Annotated in this window: 10 protein-coding genes; 5 read left to right on the forward strand and 5 right to left on the reverse strand. The window is 52.1% G+C overall.

The annotated features are described in order from the left end of the window. On the forward strand, positions 1–240 hold a 240-nt coding region (tnpA, locus tag T370_RS23030), incomplete at its 5' end, for an IS200/IS605 family transposase (RefSeq protein ID WP_156034394.1). 184 nt (positions 241–424) lie between these two features. On the opposite strand, the gene T370_RS0115305 is transcribed toward tnpA, so the two are convergent. After that, positions 425–1,141 (reverse strand): SDR family oxidoreductase, encoded by a 717-nt coding sequence (locus tag T370_RS0115305; protein ID WP_029436236.1) that lies wholly within the window; start codon positions 1,139–1,141, stop codon positions 425–427. Positions 1,142–2,234: 1,093 nt separating this feature from the next. Here T370_RS0115305 and T370_RS0115340 point away from each other — a divergent pair. The 3 genes from T370_RS0115340 (at position 2,235) to T370_RS0115355 (ending at position 7,657) form a co-directional block, all read left to right on the forward strand. After that, positions 2,235–3,305, forward strand: a complete 1,071-nt coding sequence (locus T370_RS0115340; protein WP_005024794.1) for a YeiH family protein — start codon at positions 2,235–2,237, stop codon at positions 3,303–3,305. A gap of 547 nt (positions 3,306–3,852) precedes the next feature. Further along, positions 3,853–4,833 carry a LysR substrate-binding domain-containing protein gene (locus tag T370_RS0115345; RefSeq protein WP_029436237.1) on the forward strand — a complete coding sequence of 327 codons (981 nt, stop codon included), beginning with the start codon at positions 3,853–3,855 and terminating at the stop codon, positions 4,831–4,833. Positions 4,834–5,266: 433 nt separating this feature from the next. Beyond that, the gene (locus T370_RS0115355; RefSeq protein WP_029436238.1) at positions 5,267–7,657 is read left to right on the forward strand and encodes a diguanylate cyclase; all 2,391 of its coding nucleotides are present in this window, start codon (positions 5,267–5,269) and stop codon (positions 7,655–7,657) included. Between the two features lie 310 nt (positions 7,658–7,967). Here the strand turns inward: T370_RS0115355 and T370_RS0115360 are convergent, their stop codons facing one another. From T370_RS0115360 to T370_RS0115370, 3 genes are all read right to left on the reverse strand, one after another. Beyond that, positions 7,968–8,297: a hypothetical protein gene (locus T370_RS0115360; RefSeq protein ID WP_029436239.1), complete on the reverse strand. Its 330-nt coding sequence runs from the start codon at positions 8,295–8,297 to the stop codon at positions 7,968–7,970. Positions 8,298–8,665: 368 nt separating this feature from the next. Continuing rightward, entirely contained in the window at positions 8,666–10,588 is a 1,923-nt protein-coding gene (locus T370_RS24500; protein ID WP_029436240.1) for a helix-turn-helix domain-containing protein, read from the reverse strand. Between the two features lie 244 nt (positions 10,589–10,832). Further along, positions 10,833–11,666 carry a ParA family protein gene (locus T370_RS0115370; RefSeq protein WP_316253486.1) on the reverse strand — a complete coding sequence of 278 codons (834 nt, stop codon included), beginning with the start codon at positions 11,664–11,666 and terminating at the stop codon, positions 10,833–10,835. Positions 11,667–11,909: 243 nt separating this feature from the next. Here T370_RS0115370 and T370_RS25990 point away from each other — a divergent pair, with 243 nt between their 5' ends. After that, a complete protein-coding gene (locus T370_RS25990) occupies positions 11,910–13,349 on the forward strand; it encodes a hypothetical protein (protein WP_248604273.1) in 1,440 nt (479 codons plus the stop codon). A gap of 1,204 nt (positions 13,350–14,553) precedes the next feature. Here T370_RS25990 and T370_RS0115380 read toward each other — a convergent pair. Further along, a complete protein-coding gene (locus T370_RS0115380; RefSeq protein WP_016360978.1) occupies positions 14,554–15,000 on the reverse strand; it encodes a flavodoxin in 447 nt (148 codons plus the stop codon). Positions 15,001–15,668: the final 668 nt, after the last annotated feature.

The raw sequence follows: 15,668 nt of genomic DNA on the forward strand, positions 1-15,668 counted from the left end.
CACATGTTACTGTCGATTCCACCTAAATATGGGGTGGCAGAAGTAGTGGGCTATTTAAAAGGAAAAAGCGCTATTGAGATAGCGAAACATTTTGAAAAAGTTTGTAAAATAACAGGAGCGAGTTTCTGGGCGAGAGGATATTTTGTAAGCACGGTAGGAGTAGGAGAACGGGAAATTCGGCTCTACATAGGGAACCAGGAAAAAGAAGACAGGAAGGTGGAGCAGCTTAAGCTGCTGTAATTCGCCGTAGGCGAATAGCAAAAACCGCTTTGAGCGGTTACCGCGTTTCAAGCCCCCGGCTTTGCCGGGGGTTTTGACAGTCTTGGGAAGAAGAGGGGTGGGTTTGGGAGGGGAGGAGAAACCTTTCTGCAGAAAGGTTTCTCCTCCCCTCCCAATCTTCCTCTCCCCGCCCTGCCCTCTTCTCCTACAGCTTCAAACGCTTCGCCACACACTCCGGCAGGGCGCGGTACAGCGCGAGAAGGGGCCGCCACCAGCCGGGAGTATAGAGCACATCCCGGCCTGTACGGACGGCACGGAGGATGTCACGGGCGACGAGTTCGGGCGAGGCTACGATACAGGAGGGAAGACGCCGCCCGGCGATCATTCCGGTGGCAACGTACCCCGGTTTGACCGTCAGGACGCGAACCCCGGAATTCCAAAGCCGCGCCCGCAGGCCGGAAAGAAACGCCGAGAAACCCGCCTTCGCCGAACCGTAGGCGTAGTTCGAAGCCCTTCCGCGATCCCCCGCCACCGAACTCAGCCCGATGAGCAGGCCGGAACCGCGCGCTTCGAAAGCCTCCGCCGCCTGCAGAAGCACGGGAATCAACCCAGTGAAATTACATTCTATTACCTGGAGTGCCGCCTTGGGGTCCCGGCACGCGCAATCCTGATCCCCGAGCAACCCCACAGCGCACAACACCGCATCCGGGCAGGATGGCAAAAGCCCCCACAAGGCGGAACGCGAAGCCGGATCGAGCGCGTCGAACGGAAAGATCGACGCCCCACCGCAGTCATCCGCAACTTCCTGAAGACGCTGGATATCCCTTCCGGCAAGCTGCAATGTCCAACCGGAACCCGCAAACGCCCGGGCTGTAGCCCGGGCTATGCCAGAGGTCGCCCCCAACACGAGCATCGTCGGCATATGGCCTCACATATCAATGATTACAGTATATTAAAGATTATAAGGTTTGGACGGTGGATTGATAACTTCTCATTGTCAATCCAATCTGATTTATCCGTTTGTATCTGAACAGCAGGGAGTGGTAAACGTACATTCAACGAACAACAACTCTTCTTTGGAGGTTCATCATGGATATGCAGTCCAAGCTCATTCTCCTCACGGTCGCCTTCGTTCTCGTCGGTCTGGTTCGTGGTTATTGTGCCATGAAGGAAATGTAAAAACTTTCACAAATAAATGGTACGGAGAACAGACATGCTTTCCCAGTCCTCCTTGATTATTTTCAACGTCGCATTGATCCTTACTTGTAGTCTCCTTCACGCCATGAAGGAAATGTAAAAGAAAATATCAACCAGACAGAAGGAACGCAGCTATGTTTGTACAGTCCGCCATCGTCATGCTCACCGTCGCCGTATTGCTTTCGTGCAGCCTCTACAAAACCATGCGCGATATGTAAGGCAAGACAACAATACATCGCAATCCGCCCGGGAGGCCCATCATGATCGCTCAGTCCGCCCTTGTTCTTCTCGTCACGGCCGTCATCCTTGCCTGTTCCGTCATTCGCTCCGTGCGGGGCAACTAACCGTTAAAGGAACCGCCCGTGTTCAGCCAGTCTCTTTTCGTCCTCCTTGTTACAACCCTCTTCTTCGCGTGCAACATAGCCCGTGCCATCCAGACCAACTAACACCCGGAGTTATCATGAACATGCAGTCCCTCTTCACCTTACTCCCCTTCATCGTTCTGGCCATAGGCATTACCCGCGTCTACTGTACCATTAAGGAGATCTAATGTATCGAACGACAAAAACGCTACTACGGCACTAAAAGGCTGTCCGAAAGGACGGCCTTTTTTTGTGCCGTTTCGTGTGGCGGGGATTCAGGAATTCTTTTCCCATTTTGTGACGCATATCACAGATAAATCAATGCTCTCGATGAGATACTGAACAGTTTCGTTTATTGAACCGATACGATTTATCCGTTTGTTTTCCGGCTCGGGATGATGCTAGACAGACAATACAAAGTCCGCACTTCATCCACAAACCGCGAGGAGTTCCCCCATGCAGTCGGAAAAAGCCATTGGAAACGGATACCATCTGCAGCTCATGAACGGCGTCCTGTTTGTCATCTTGTTCGCCAGCGCCGCCTATCAGCTTTCGCAGTGGCATTACATTTCTCTTTTGGGCATCAGTCCGCTCATCGTGGGCATCGTGCTCGGCATGATTTACGGCAATACGCTCCGGCTGCATCTTCCGGTCTACTGGTTGCCCGGCATCTTGTTCTCTTCCAAAGTATTGCTGCGCGTCGCCATTGTCCTCTACGGTTTCCGCCTCACCTTTCAGGATCTCCTGCTCGTCGGTTTCAACGGGCTGGCGATCAGCTCCATCATGCTGACAAGCACGTTTATCGGCGGAACCTGGCTCGGGATCAAGGTCTTCGGCCTGCCCCGCCGCCTTGCCTTGCTCACCGCCGCCGGGAGCTCCGTTTGCGGGGCCGCCGCCGTACTCGCCACCGAACCCGTGGTTAAGGGCGAATCCTACGAAAGCAGCATCGCCGTGGGCACGGTCGTGGTTTTCGGCACCATCGCCATGTTCGTCTATCCCTTCCTGTACAGCCACGGCTTCCTCGACATGAGCGAAAAGGCTTATGGCATGTTCGTGGGCGGAACCCTGCATGAGGTCGCGCACGCCGTAGCCGCCGGACAGGCCATTTCCATTGATGCGGGCAACACCGCCGTCATCGTCAAGATGCTCCGCGTGATCATGATCGCTCCCCTGCTCATCTGCCTCGGCTTCTGGCTGAACCGCTTCCCCGAAAAGACGGAAGAGGAAAGCCGCGTGCCTTCCTACGGCACCTATAATTTCAGCAGCTTCCCGTGGTTCGCCGTCCTGTTCATCGCGTGCATCGGCATCAACTCGCTCGGCATCATCCCCAAGCAGGCCGTCAGCGTCATCAATTCGCTGGATATCTTCATGCTCACCATGGCCATGTGCGCCCTCGGCATGGAAACCAGCCTCGAAAAGGTCCGCATGGTCGGCCCCAAGCCTTTCCTCCTCGCGGGCGTGCTCGCCCTGTGGCTCATCGGCGGCGGCTATTTCGTGACCCGGTTCATCCTCTCCCTCAACTTCTAGCGCGGACGGGCAAAGTATCAGATTTTGGGGGAAGCGTTCATTGAAACGTTTCCCCTCCCCTTTTCAGAACCTTTGCGGCCCCTCTTCCCGAACGCGTTACCCTCCATACAGAGTTTCCCATAAAAGACAGGAATGCCCCTCCTGTCTTTTTTCTTTGCAGCACGGAGCCTGACTTTCCGTACCGGGACGGAGCCGAATCAAACGAAAGGAGGACGCCGGCGGCGTTCACAAAAGAACGTGCAACAAATGTTGTCCGGGCAACATCCGACAGCACATTCTCGCCGCTTGACGAAAAACAAATGTGATTTAATGATGTTGCATGAACATGTTCCTGAATGAAGCACGGGAGGGCATATACGGGGCTTCTTTCAAGGAGACGTCCAAACACTCCTCAACAGCGTAACCCTGCCGAAAAAGGCATGGGAAAAAAGAAACATCTTCCATATGTTGCGGTGCAATCCGGTTGCCGTCTCATAACGGATCCGTTACCACGGAAGAATGGCGTTGCGGTTTGCCGCAGACAACCGACAGCAGACAGGAGGGGTTCATGACGCTTCGGTATCTGGAAATTTTTTTGGCCTTGGCGAGGACGCCGAACATGCGGGACGCCGCGGCCAAACTATTCATATCGCAAGCGGCGGTCTCCAGCGCGCTCCGGGATTTCGAAGCTGAACTGGGGGTTTCGCTGTTCGATCGCATGGGCCGAGGCATCCGGCTCAATGACAAGGGGCGGCTGCTCGAAGAACGGCTGGCCCCGCTGTATAACCAGCTCAAGAATGTGCTCGCGCTGGTGGCGAGTGACGAACTGGCGGGCAAGATTCGCATCGGCGCATCCACTACGCTGTCCGACTTCGTGCTGCCGCAAGTGCTGTACAATTTCAAGATGCGGCACCATCAGGTCGAAATCGAATGTGAGTCGGGGAATACGGCGGATATCGTGCGCCATGTGGAACACGGCCTGCTTGACGTCGGGTTCGTGGAAGGGGACGTCCACAACCTCGCCGTGGAAATCACCCCCCTCGCCAAGGAATCCCTCGTGATCGTCACTGCGGACAAGGCATTGGCCGAGGCCGGGCCATATCCCATCGAAGCTCTGCTCGACCGCCATTGGCTGTTGCGCGAACCGGGATCGGGAACGCGGGAAACGTTTCTGCGCCAGCTTACCCCGCGCGGCCTGCGCCCGCAGATCCTTCTGGAATTCGAGCACAACGACTCCATCAAGCAGGTTCTCCACAATCCGGGTATGCTCTCCTGCCTCTCCCCGCGCATCGTGCAGCGGGAAGTCCGCGCCGATGAACTGTTCATCGTCGGCGTGAGCAATGCCCAGTTCGACCGCACCATCTATCGCGTCGAGCACAAGGCCCTCCCCTTTTCCAGCCTCAGGGAGGCGCTCTCCAAAGAAGTGGAATCCTGTCTTGAGGAAGAGGAACGCCTGTGCCATCTCGTCCTGAAGACCGGCGGGCCTCTTCCGGAACATGAAAAAGAAAGGGCGGCACCCCGAAAGGCGGCACAGCACGCTCAAGCGTGAAGATTTTTTAGGTTCCCCCGGTGTGTGGAATTCCGGATCTGAGTGTGATATAAGAAGCATATTCCGGATTCAATCGTAAATACCATGTGCCGCCGGATTCCCTCAGCCTCCTTTTCTGCTATACCGAAACGGCTTTTTTATTTTTTACCGATTAGCAACATAATGGGCCTCATCCTGATGATGAAGCCCATTTTTATGATATTTCCTCAGCCTGAGGCGGAAGGCCTCCAGAGCTGCATAACGTTTTTTCCATTTTCAACCGAAACGGAGCCGACACCCGGATTGGGCGCAGGAAAATCTGGACAAAAACAATGGGCAGACGTTATCTTGACAGAAAATACGTTTCTAAAAATCACTTGTCGATAGGGGGATAGACCACAAAAAAATTTTCGTGCCCTGAACGCTTTTTTTTGAATTCCCCGAAAGGATACATATGTCGCTTACAACCCGGATGCTCGCTCCCATTGCCCTGATTATGAGCATCGCTTTGGCGTTCGTGGCCGGGAGCGCCTACGACAACGCCAAAAAAATCGTTTCATCCAACATCGTCACCATCGAAGCCACTGTGGTGGAAGCGGTCAGCCGTGAAATAGAGTTTATGCTCGAATCCACCCGCAACTACATGCGTCTTTCCGCACAGCGGCAGATCGTCAAGCAATACGCCGAATGGCTCCTCACTCAAAAAAAACCAGACCGCAGCGCACCGGAGCAAAAGATCTTCCTTGAGCAGATCAACCAAAGCGTCGCTATCTATAATTACGTGGACTCCCTTATTTTTCTCAATAAACAGGGGACGGTCGAGGCCTCCACGGAAAACATGGGCGAAGGACAGAATCGCTCCGACAGGGAGTACTACCGTGAGGCCATGCTCGGCAAAAGTTCCGTGCAGGGACCGCTCATCACGCGTACCAAAGGGTATTACGCCTTTTTCCTAGGCGAACCCGTCTTTGTGAACGGCGAAGTCTCGGGGGTGCTCGTCGGGGCCATCAACATGGACTACATCGCTTCCCATACCATCGATCCGGTGACCATGCACGGGAAAGGGATCGTCTATGTCGTCGATCCCAATGGGCAAATCATCCTCCACCCCGACAGGCAGAAAATGATCGGCAATGCCATGATCGAACAGGCCATACTCGAGGCCATATCCGACGGTGGAGCCGGATCCTTCGAAAACGAACGCGACGGCATGGCCTATTACAGCACCTTCAATACGCTGCCCAACGGCTGGACCGTCATAGCCACCGTCTCCCGCGATTTCATGATGTCCGACGTTCAGCTCATGCGCGACCGCACGGCCGCCGTGGCCCTTGCTGCCGTGTGCATTGCGCTGTTCTTTATGTTCCTTGTCGTCTGCCGCGTGGTCGCGGCCATGCGCAAGGGAGTCCAGTTTGCGGAAAGCGTGGCGGAGGGCAATCTCGACCAGACCTTCAATATCCGCAGGAACGATGAGCTCGGCGCACTGGCTTCGGCTCTCAATACGATGGTCGGCAAACTCAAGAACAGCTTTGAAATCGCTAACCGTCAGACCCGCGAGGCCGAAGAAGCCCGCGCACGGGCCACCAGCACCTACCGGGAACTGCAAGCGCTCATCGACAGCGTGGACGGCGGCGTGGCCCGTTTCGCGCTCGACGACTCGTTCCGCGTTATCTGGGCGAACACCGGATTTTATGCCCTTTCAGGCCGTACACGGGAAGACTACGCCCGCGATGTTGGGAACCGTGGGATCAACGTCGTCCATCCCGAAGATGGGTTGACCATGCTCAAAACCTTCCGTGAACACGCCCAGAAAAATGACTCCCTCAAGGCGGAATACCGCATTCTGCGCAAGGACGGCGGGACGTCATGGATCTACCTGCGGGCCAAACGTGTTGGCGAGTGGGAGGGGTACCCTCTCTTTCAGGGCGTCTTTATAGATATCACCCAGCAAAAGAATATCATCCGCGCTCTTGAAATGGAGCAGCAACGGTATAACGTCGTCACTGAAATCACAGAAGAAATCCTCTTTGAACAGGATATCGCCACCGATACCCTTACCTTTTCGTCGAACTTTGAAAAACTGTTCAACCGCCCGCGCAGCATTGAACATTACCTGCGTGACAAGCACTTCTTGGAGATTGTCCACCCTGACGATCTTCATCTCCTCCCCAGTACGAAGAGCACCGAGCTCTCGGAGGACGATTTTATGCGGTTCGATGCGCGGTTATTGACCTCGGAAAACACGTACCAATGGTTTACGATCTGTTTCAAAGTCCTGCGTGATAACGCCGGCAAGCCCACCAATGTCATCGGCAGGTTATCAAACATCAACGACAAAAAGCTTGAAGAAGACCGCCTGCGCCGAGAAGCACAGACGGACATGCTCACCGGCCTTTACAACAAAATGACTTTTAAGCAGCTTGCCGAGGATATGCTCTCCGAGGGCACCCATGCCCTGATCATCGTGGACATCGACGACTTTAAAAATGTGAACGATACGTACGGCCACCTGTTCGGGGACGAGGTAATCCTCACCGTCGCCTCAGTGGTGCGTGACGGGTTCCGTTCCTCGGACATCACCGGACGCATCGGCGGGGACGAATTCGCTGTCTTTGCCCGCGACGCCCTGGACGAAAATGTCATCCGAAACCGCTGCCGCCAGATCACTGCCCGTCTTGCCGAGATCGACTCCCCCAATGGCTACCGCATCTCGGTCAGTATGGGCATCAGTTTCTATCCCCGGCACGGTAAAGACTACCCCACCCTCTTCTCCCACGCCGACGCAGCCCTTTATCATCTCAAAAAGCACCGTGGTAAAGGCGGGTATGCCGTATACGGCGAATAACGGACAGAACCGGAAAAAACCACCAAGGCGGGGAAACATACGCTTCCTCGTCTTTTTTAGGCTTCCCTGCGGAGAGATATCTCTGAAAATTCAACATCACTAAGAAGTGCTTTTCTAAACCGCATTAATGGAACCTCCGCGCTCTGGACGTTTCGCCTCTCTTTACCGCGGTGGGTCTACTGTCCGTCTCCTAGGGGAATTACCTTCAACGTACGATGCGCAAGCCTCATTCCGGGGGGGGGAAGCCTATACCATGCCCTGAAAGCAGTTCTACCTCCAAGGCGTAGGCAAGATGTACAGCAAAGGCTGTTCATATTTTACTCTTGAGTAACATATTTTCCAAATACAAATATCCTCCAAAAAATAACAACCCCTTTCTCTGCTCTAGAAAAAATGGGCTGAGCCAAAATGGGAAAATTCCATTTTCCCTATTCGTCATAATGCCCACTTTCGGCAAAACGGTTTCTTCCATACGGTTAAATGCCCACCTTTTCTCGGTCAATCCCCCACCGAAATACGGCATAATGCCCACCACAGGTACCGCAAAACCCTTGAGCAGCAATAGCCAAAAGCCCCCTATAAGGATTTCAGTATTCCAAAGGAGTTCAATAAGAGCATATTTTCTCCCAGTAAAAAGCAAAAATGCCCCTTAAAGAAGAAAATAGCAGAGAGAGAGAGAGAGAGAGAGAGAGAGAGAGAGAGAGAGAGAGAGAGAGAGTGTGTGTGTGTGTGTGTGTGTGTGGTGGGAAATTCCTCATGAGAAATAACACTACCATCAACAGACGCTGTCTGTTGATGGTAGTGTTGATGACTGCTCATAACAGCTTGTTAAGCTTTGGAGATTTAGGTGATGCAACAAACAATCAGAAACTGTTCGTATTAGTCAACAACTGTCATTAACTGTTTTTAATAAAAATATGATGTCCTAATGGACAGTCATGGATGGGATGCCTGCGTAGATGACGGACATCGTGTTGCTTCCGGTAAGAAAAAGAAAGGGGAAAGGAATTACTTGAAGCGGGTACGGGCTTCAGCGAGTTCGCGTTCCTCGTCGGCTTGTTGGCGAAGACGCAGAACTTCAGGGTCTACATATCCTTCTGGACGAGGATAGTGCCCTTGCCGCTGCATGGTGCGGAGCCACGCGGTGACGTGTTCAGGTCCTGATGAGACGCCATTGGCAAGTTCCCAATCAAGATAACGCAGACACCGCGATACGTTTTCCGGTTCCCATCCCTGTAGCTGATAGGCACGCTTCAGTTGTGCCAGATGGGCTGGTCCGAAACCGGCATCCGCTGCGAAGGGCCACAAAATGGCGATAAGATCCCCATCCGTATTCCATATACACGTGTCCTCAAGTGGTAAAGAGGGGGGTATCTCAGTTTTCATGACTGTCTGTGGCTGCTGTTGATAGGGCATTGACTGTCTAGCGCGTGAAGAAGCAGTCATTGTCGGTAATGGATTGTCATCAATGAATTCAACACACACACCATGAGCGTCCCCCGTGCGAACTTGTGTAGTACAGATGACGCCCTCACGTACAAGGCGGCTGATGGTGTTACGGACGGTGCCGTAGGAAAGCCCGATAGCCGGAGCAAGGCGTTTTAGGTTAACGACGACCTGGGGGGATTGTTGCCTCAGCGCAGTGAGTGCATCTAAAAGGATCTGGCGGGCTCCGCCAAGGTGGGCGTCTTGAAGGGTGGCCGCAATGATGGACGGCGAAATACCTTGGGTGATACCATGTTGTGTGGTTATATCTTGTTCTTGTTGAACTTTTCTAGATCCAATAGGTTGTTTATGGTCATCCTCCACTATAGTGATTGCTTGTGACAATTTAAAGCTGTCATCTTGCAATGGAGAATGTGCGACGGTGGATCTTGGAGTGGTAACAGGCTTAGATTGAAAAGGATCTCTTGGAAGAGGAGTCTCTCCGCCAGAATAAGGGGACACCGTTATTGCACTTGAATAAGCTTGACAGTCAGTGACTGTTTGTGACTGGCTATAAGATAGCTGTGAATACATTGAGCGGCTGGCTGCATCCGGTGACTTTTTTACTTCATCAGAACTGAGGGCAGTGGCTTTGTAATTCTGTTTTGGCGTAAAACTGTCATTGACAGCTGATATGCTGTTATGAAGCGCTGGAGACTGTTGGTGACAGTTCGTGCCTGTACGGAATGTTTTTGGAGGAGTAGTGGTAATGGACGGTTTTTTACTGTCTATTCCTGCTGATTTCTGTATATAGCTATCATCAGCTGTCATTGACGGTTTTTTATCGTAATTTAGGCCGGTTTGAACTGCCTGTACGGGAATATCAGAAGGTTCATCCTGAATATCTGAGAGAGTGTACGCAGAACCTGTTTCTGGTGCACAAACAGCGTTTAGAGCCTCTACTGAACGTGATTCAGAAGAAGGACTCTGAAAAGGTTCTGTTTTCTCTCCTCCAGTGAGTAGAGTAGAAAGGTCTACCTGAGGAGTTCCCTCCATATTTTCCCTTTCAGGGGATTCAGCAGGTATCTCAGGAGTCTCTACTTCCTTCTGTACAGGCGTTTGGAAGGACTTGGATGTAGTCCCTTCAAGAGGCTGCAAGGCATCAGTTACAGAATAAGTAGAGTCTACAGGTGCAGCAATCTCTCCGGATTGTTCGATTATGACGGTCGACTCTTCACAATATGGTAAATCTGTTGAAGAAACGTCAACGCCAATGGTTGCATCAGAACTTGGCGGCGTTAAGCTCTCTTCAGCAAAGGGAGGTTCTACTGCTGAGGATTCGACGGTGATTTCTGCATCGTCGGACATGGCATCTATGGCCTCATCAGATTGCTGGGCAGATTGATGCTTCGGCGGCTGGCTCATTTTGCGCATCTTAGCGGCCGCTTCTCGAAGGTCGGCACCGAGAGCGAAGGTAAAGTCCGGCATGCTTGATTTCTTAGCCATGTCAGTTCCTTACGGAAGGAAGAGGATAAAGTGGACGGAGAGGAAGGGAGCCTTTTCTTATCGAGAGGATATTTTTACTTACAGGTAACATGTGCGGGGGACAATAGAATTTGGCTCATAAGTGTACACTTTGTTTCTTCCGGGAAAGAATTGAATGTTACCAATTGTAAACTTGTAATCCGAAAATTTAGGAATATAAAACTACAAGACAGTCATCTTTTATTCCATGCCCATCTTTGAATAATCATGCGTTCTTGGGATCAAGGCGGGCTTCCATTTCCTGTGCCAACTCACGATAGCTGCGGCAGGAAGAACAACCGTCGTCATAGTCACAGACCGCAAGGTTACTCATAACAGCTTTATTTAGTGTAGTATTTCTGGGGATAGTCGTACGGAAGACCATTTCTTCGCCGAAGGTCCCGATTGCCACATTACGGATGGTTTTCGCGGCGTTATTGCGGCCATCGTACATGGTCAGCAGTACGCCCATGATCGCAAGGTTCGATTCGGTGTCAGCGCGCAGGGTTTCCGCGACTTTGATAAGATGGCTTACGCCGGAAAGGGCATAAGTGTCCTCAACCCCAACCGGAATGATGATATAGTCCGTAATGATAAGCGCATTGGTCAGGAGCGCACCCTCAATGGTGGGCGGGCAATCCAGCAGAATGTAATCGTAGGTGTTCAGAGCTGCCTTATCGAGCGCTTGCCGGAAACCGAAAAAGCGCTTGATGGAATTGGAAAGCGTGCTTACCGTAGCGTATACGTTCAGATTGGCAGGGATCAGATCCAGCCCTTCGTATTTGGAAGGCACGGCCGCTGCCGAAAACGAGAGCCCGGTAAAGAGGTTTGCCACTGTGCGGGGTTGCTCGTATGGGGATACGGTTCCGAGGGTCAGCGACGCGTTTCCCTGAGGATCACAGTCCACAACAAGCACACGGCGTTTGCGTTTAGCGAGGCAATACGCTACGTTAACAGTGCTCGCGGTCTTGCCTACGCCACCTTTGTGGTTTGCAAAAGCAATGACTTTCGCTGCCATGAGATCCTCCAATTTGCGTGTGATGTGTCGAATTTTTTGCATGATACTCAAAAAAAGTCAATGATCATCCTCAATAAAAGCGGTAAATGGATGCGGGCAATACTCGCCATCAGTGTTTTTTAGAGTCGGAAATGGACGGCTGGGCCGAGGGAAGAAAGGCCTTTTGCGGAGTTTGACACCTTTTTCTTCTATGGATGCGTGCCCGGCACCTCCGGGGTTCAGCACTTTCCGGCGGCTCTTGCGCCGTCCGGATGGCAAGCTGGCGCTCTAATGCGGAATGTTGCCATGACCAATAAGATGAAATCCGTGGGTGAAGCGTTGCAAGGCTTTCTTGAGACGGCTGTCCCCTCCCCTCTTTCTGCTGAGGAGCGGGAACGCCTGAGGCTGTATAATCCTACGCTTGCCGCACAGATCGATGCGCTCGACTGGAAGGATGTTCCGTCGTTTATCGTTGCGATCATTGAAGAGTGGCGTAGAAGTGGAAGCCCTTCCTCCAAAGCTTGTCATCCGCTTGCCGCGCCTGAGGAGCGGAAACGGCCCTCGCCTGTGAGCCTTGAGGAGCTGGCTCGTGAACAGGCGCGAGAGGTGGCGTGCGAGGTTGTCAGGACGGCTTCTCCAAAGCCTATCCCTGCGCCTAGCCCGGTTGAGAGCGCCCCTGTCGCAACACCCCTGCCAGCTCCTAAGGAGGAGGAACGCCCTTCGCTTTGGTGTGGCTATCCAACCAGTATTGCACGTGTTTCGCCATTTTTTCCGATGAATAACCTTGAAAAGGGACGCCGGGACGCTCTCATGCGTGATCCCGATATTACATCGCGTGAAAAAGGCAGCATCGCGGCATCAGGGGCTTTCTTCTTTAAAGAACGCATTTCTTCGGGGCCGTGGGGTGATATCCTTTATACAGGGCCGAAACTCAGTGTTGAGGAAGAGGATGTGCTGATGGCTCTGCTGGCGATCATTGAATCCGGGGCGGAAGGGGCCGAGGCTCGTCATGCCCGTTCGGCAGGAGCACTTCCCGTGAAGGATACGGAAGAAGGTTTTGTGCCCGTCGCCCCAAATCTTCCCGAGGCGCCGTATGTTTCTGGCGGCGTGGAGGCTTTTCCGGAACCCGTGCGTTCGGCATTCCCGGAGAGCGGTACGGGAAAATTTACGTATCGTGGCCCATTGCTGCCGATTCTGCGTCTGATGGGGCATAAAAGGCCGGGAAAGAACCATTATACGCGCTTGGTAACTGGGCTCACATGCCTCGCGCACGGGACTATAGAATTAGTGGTGCGTGAAAGAGGGCAGGAGACGTTTTACGACCTCACGCACATTATCTCGAATTTGCGCCTGCGCGGGAAAAATGATGCGGAACGGGATATTTCAGTAACGATCAGCCCGTTCTTCCGGGAAATGTATGTGGCCAATCGGCTCACTTGGATTGACGTGGCCAAACGTTTTCAGATCAGGGGAAGTATTGCGAAGGCTATGTATCGCTTCTGCCAGTCGCACAGGGAAAACCCTGTTTTTCGGGGGGATATCCGCACGCTGGCATTGGCGCTGAATATGGATCTGCGTTCGCCGTTAAAGGAAACACGCCGACAGATTCGGGACGCCATCGCGGAACTGGCGGAAAAGAAGGTGTTGGAGAAAACCAGTATTCTGACCAAGGGGAATATCGTGATCCTCAACCGTACAGCTGAAGCCCTCCCGTCCCGGAGGCGAGGGCGCAGGAAAGAGGACTAGACACAAGCGAGGCCGTGTTAAACGGCCTTTTTTATGTGCTACTCTGGCGCCTTACGCGCAAGAATGGCCTCGTAGTCCTCACTGGCGTTCCATCATTATAATATATATTCCCCTCCGTTTTCCCTGTTGGCAGTGATGGGACATCTCTTCTGCCAGTGGCCGTTTGAACGTTTTGTGTATTAATAAAATATACAATATTTTTTTCAGTATGTTAAATATATTTAGTGGGCATATTGCCGTATGGGTGCCCACCAATGTTCTTCCATGCTTTCTTCTGAAAAGCCATGTGACAACTGATGCATGTCATAATCCGTCACGAACTCACCTTAGCTGTCATCACCGATAACATGCTGTTTTCGTTGACACCTGGAACAACGTTTCAGAATTTCCCGTTTAAGCCCTCGGCGGGCTTAGGGGAATCAAACATAAGGGAATATGATCTTTTTGAATCATTTTAACATAATATTTCAATATATTAAGGTAAAATAGCGAGTATTTTGCCGACTTGTTTTGGATGGAAAAAATTTATGGCCTCCGCTTTGAGATGACACCTCTCTACCGTATTTCAGCGTTTGTCATTGATGCAAATAAAGCTTGTTATTTTAACATAGTATAGTTTATTCGTGACCATTTTGCCGTGTTGTTTTTGTATGTCTGACAGTGCCAGTCCGGAGCTATCATTGTCAGTCATCCACTGCTGTTTGCAGATGTTGTCTGGCGGTAACAGGTGGTGATGACTAGAAACAGTTTGTTCAAAGAAACCGACGGAGAAACGCGCTGGATGGATACCTGTTGAAAGTTGTCAGTGACAGCCGTTGACTGATGAAAATGACTGTGGAAACAGTATGCTCAAGAAAAGTCACTCTCAGAGAAGATGTTCTTAGCTCTTATGAGAAACGGTACGGGCTGGGAGTGCCTGAAGGGCGCCAGCGTACAAGAAGCTCGACGTACCACACTCGCGGAAGATTCCGCACGTCAAGGATTACGGCTAGACAGCCTCATCCGGTGGCAGGGCGGCATGGAAGAGGAGATCCGCTTGAGGTGGCCATGCTACCGTAAGAACCTCATGACGGGAAAAAGTATCGCCCCGGTTCGGCGGTCGAACCGGGGCGCAAGGAGGAGGTTGGGTCGAAGAGGTCGAGAGGGCTCCGACCCGTTGTGCTCGTAAGGAAACGAGCATTTCGAAGGAAGACGTTCTTAGCGCTTACAGAGTTTCGATGACAGCCTTGGTCCATTCCTGGATTTCCGGCTGGTCGGACTGGGCCTGTCCGTCGATTTTAAGGCCTTCAACGACGACATCCGCGCCAAGCCGTTCAAGAGCGGCTTCGATAACGTCGACAGCTCCACAGAAGTATGTGAAGTTGCTGTCCCCTGTAGCGAAACAGGCTACTTTGTGCCCCTTGGCGTTGATGAGGTCGAACTGCTGGAACAACGCGTCAAAGTCGTCCTGCAGGATTATTTCGTCGTCGCCCCATGCGGAACAACCGAAAAGGATCATATCCCATCCATCGCAAAGGCCGGGTGCACTGGCGTCAGCGGCGTTGAGGAGGGTAGTCTCATGCCCAGCTTCTTGGATAAGGCGTCCGAGGATTTCCGCGAGAGCTTCCGTGTTGCCGGTCGTGGAGCCGTAAACAATCAGTACTTTGCTCATGATGTACTCCATGATGAAACGGTTTTGTCCTTGCACTCTCGCTCTTTTGGGCTGGAAAAGGCAATGAGAACACGCGAAGCTGAGAAACACCCATGTATTAGGAAATTTCTTTGCCGGATGCCGAAGGACTGCTTCCGAGGGGGGGGGATCGGCATCCGGCTGGGAAGCCGGGCCAACCACTTCCCGGCTTCTGTGCCGATTTCTCGGCAACAGTTTGACTGGAGACGGGATACTGCCTGTTTCCTCGTCGTCCGTAAAAAGATAATAATGAAATTGAAATTCTTTTTCAAGTATAATTTTTGTTTTTTATGGCACTCCCGGAAAGAATCTATGCTAATACATTGAAAATAAAAGATAAAATTTATATTTTGTAAAAAAGAGGATTCCTCTAAAGAGATGAAAAACAGAAGATGGAACCGTTCCTGGGCGTATCCGGCTGCATCTGCCATCCGGAAGCCCCATGTCGTTGTTATGCGAGGAGAGGGAGAGATTTGTGCATTTCCAAAAACACGCCGTACATTGTGGCCTGCCTCTAGAGACAGTGGCTGGAGCGTTGTTCTTTAAACGAGCTCTCGTTTCAAAGGGAAAACACTTCAGAACGCTGCGGGCAGAAATTCGATCTTTATGGAACCCTCTGGGAAGGGAGATAGATGCAAAGTGACAGCGTT

It is taken from the genome of Bilophila wadsworthia ATCC 49260 (assembly GCF_000701705.1).
Lineage (GTDB): Bacteria > Desulfobacterota > Desulfovibrionia > Desulfovibrionales > Desulfovibrionaceae > Bilophila > Bilophila wadsworthia.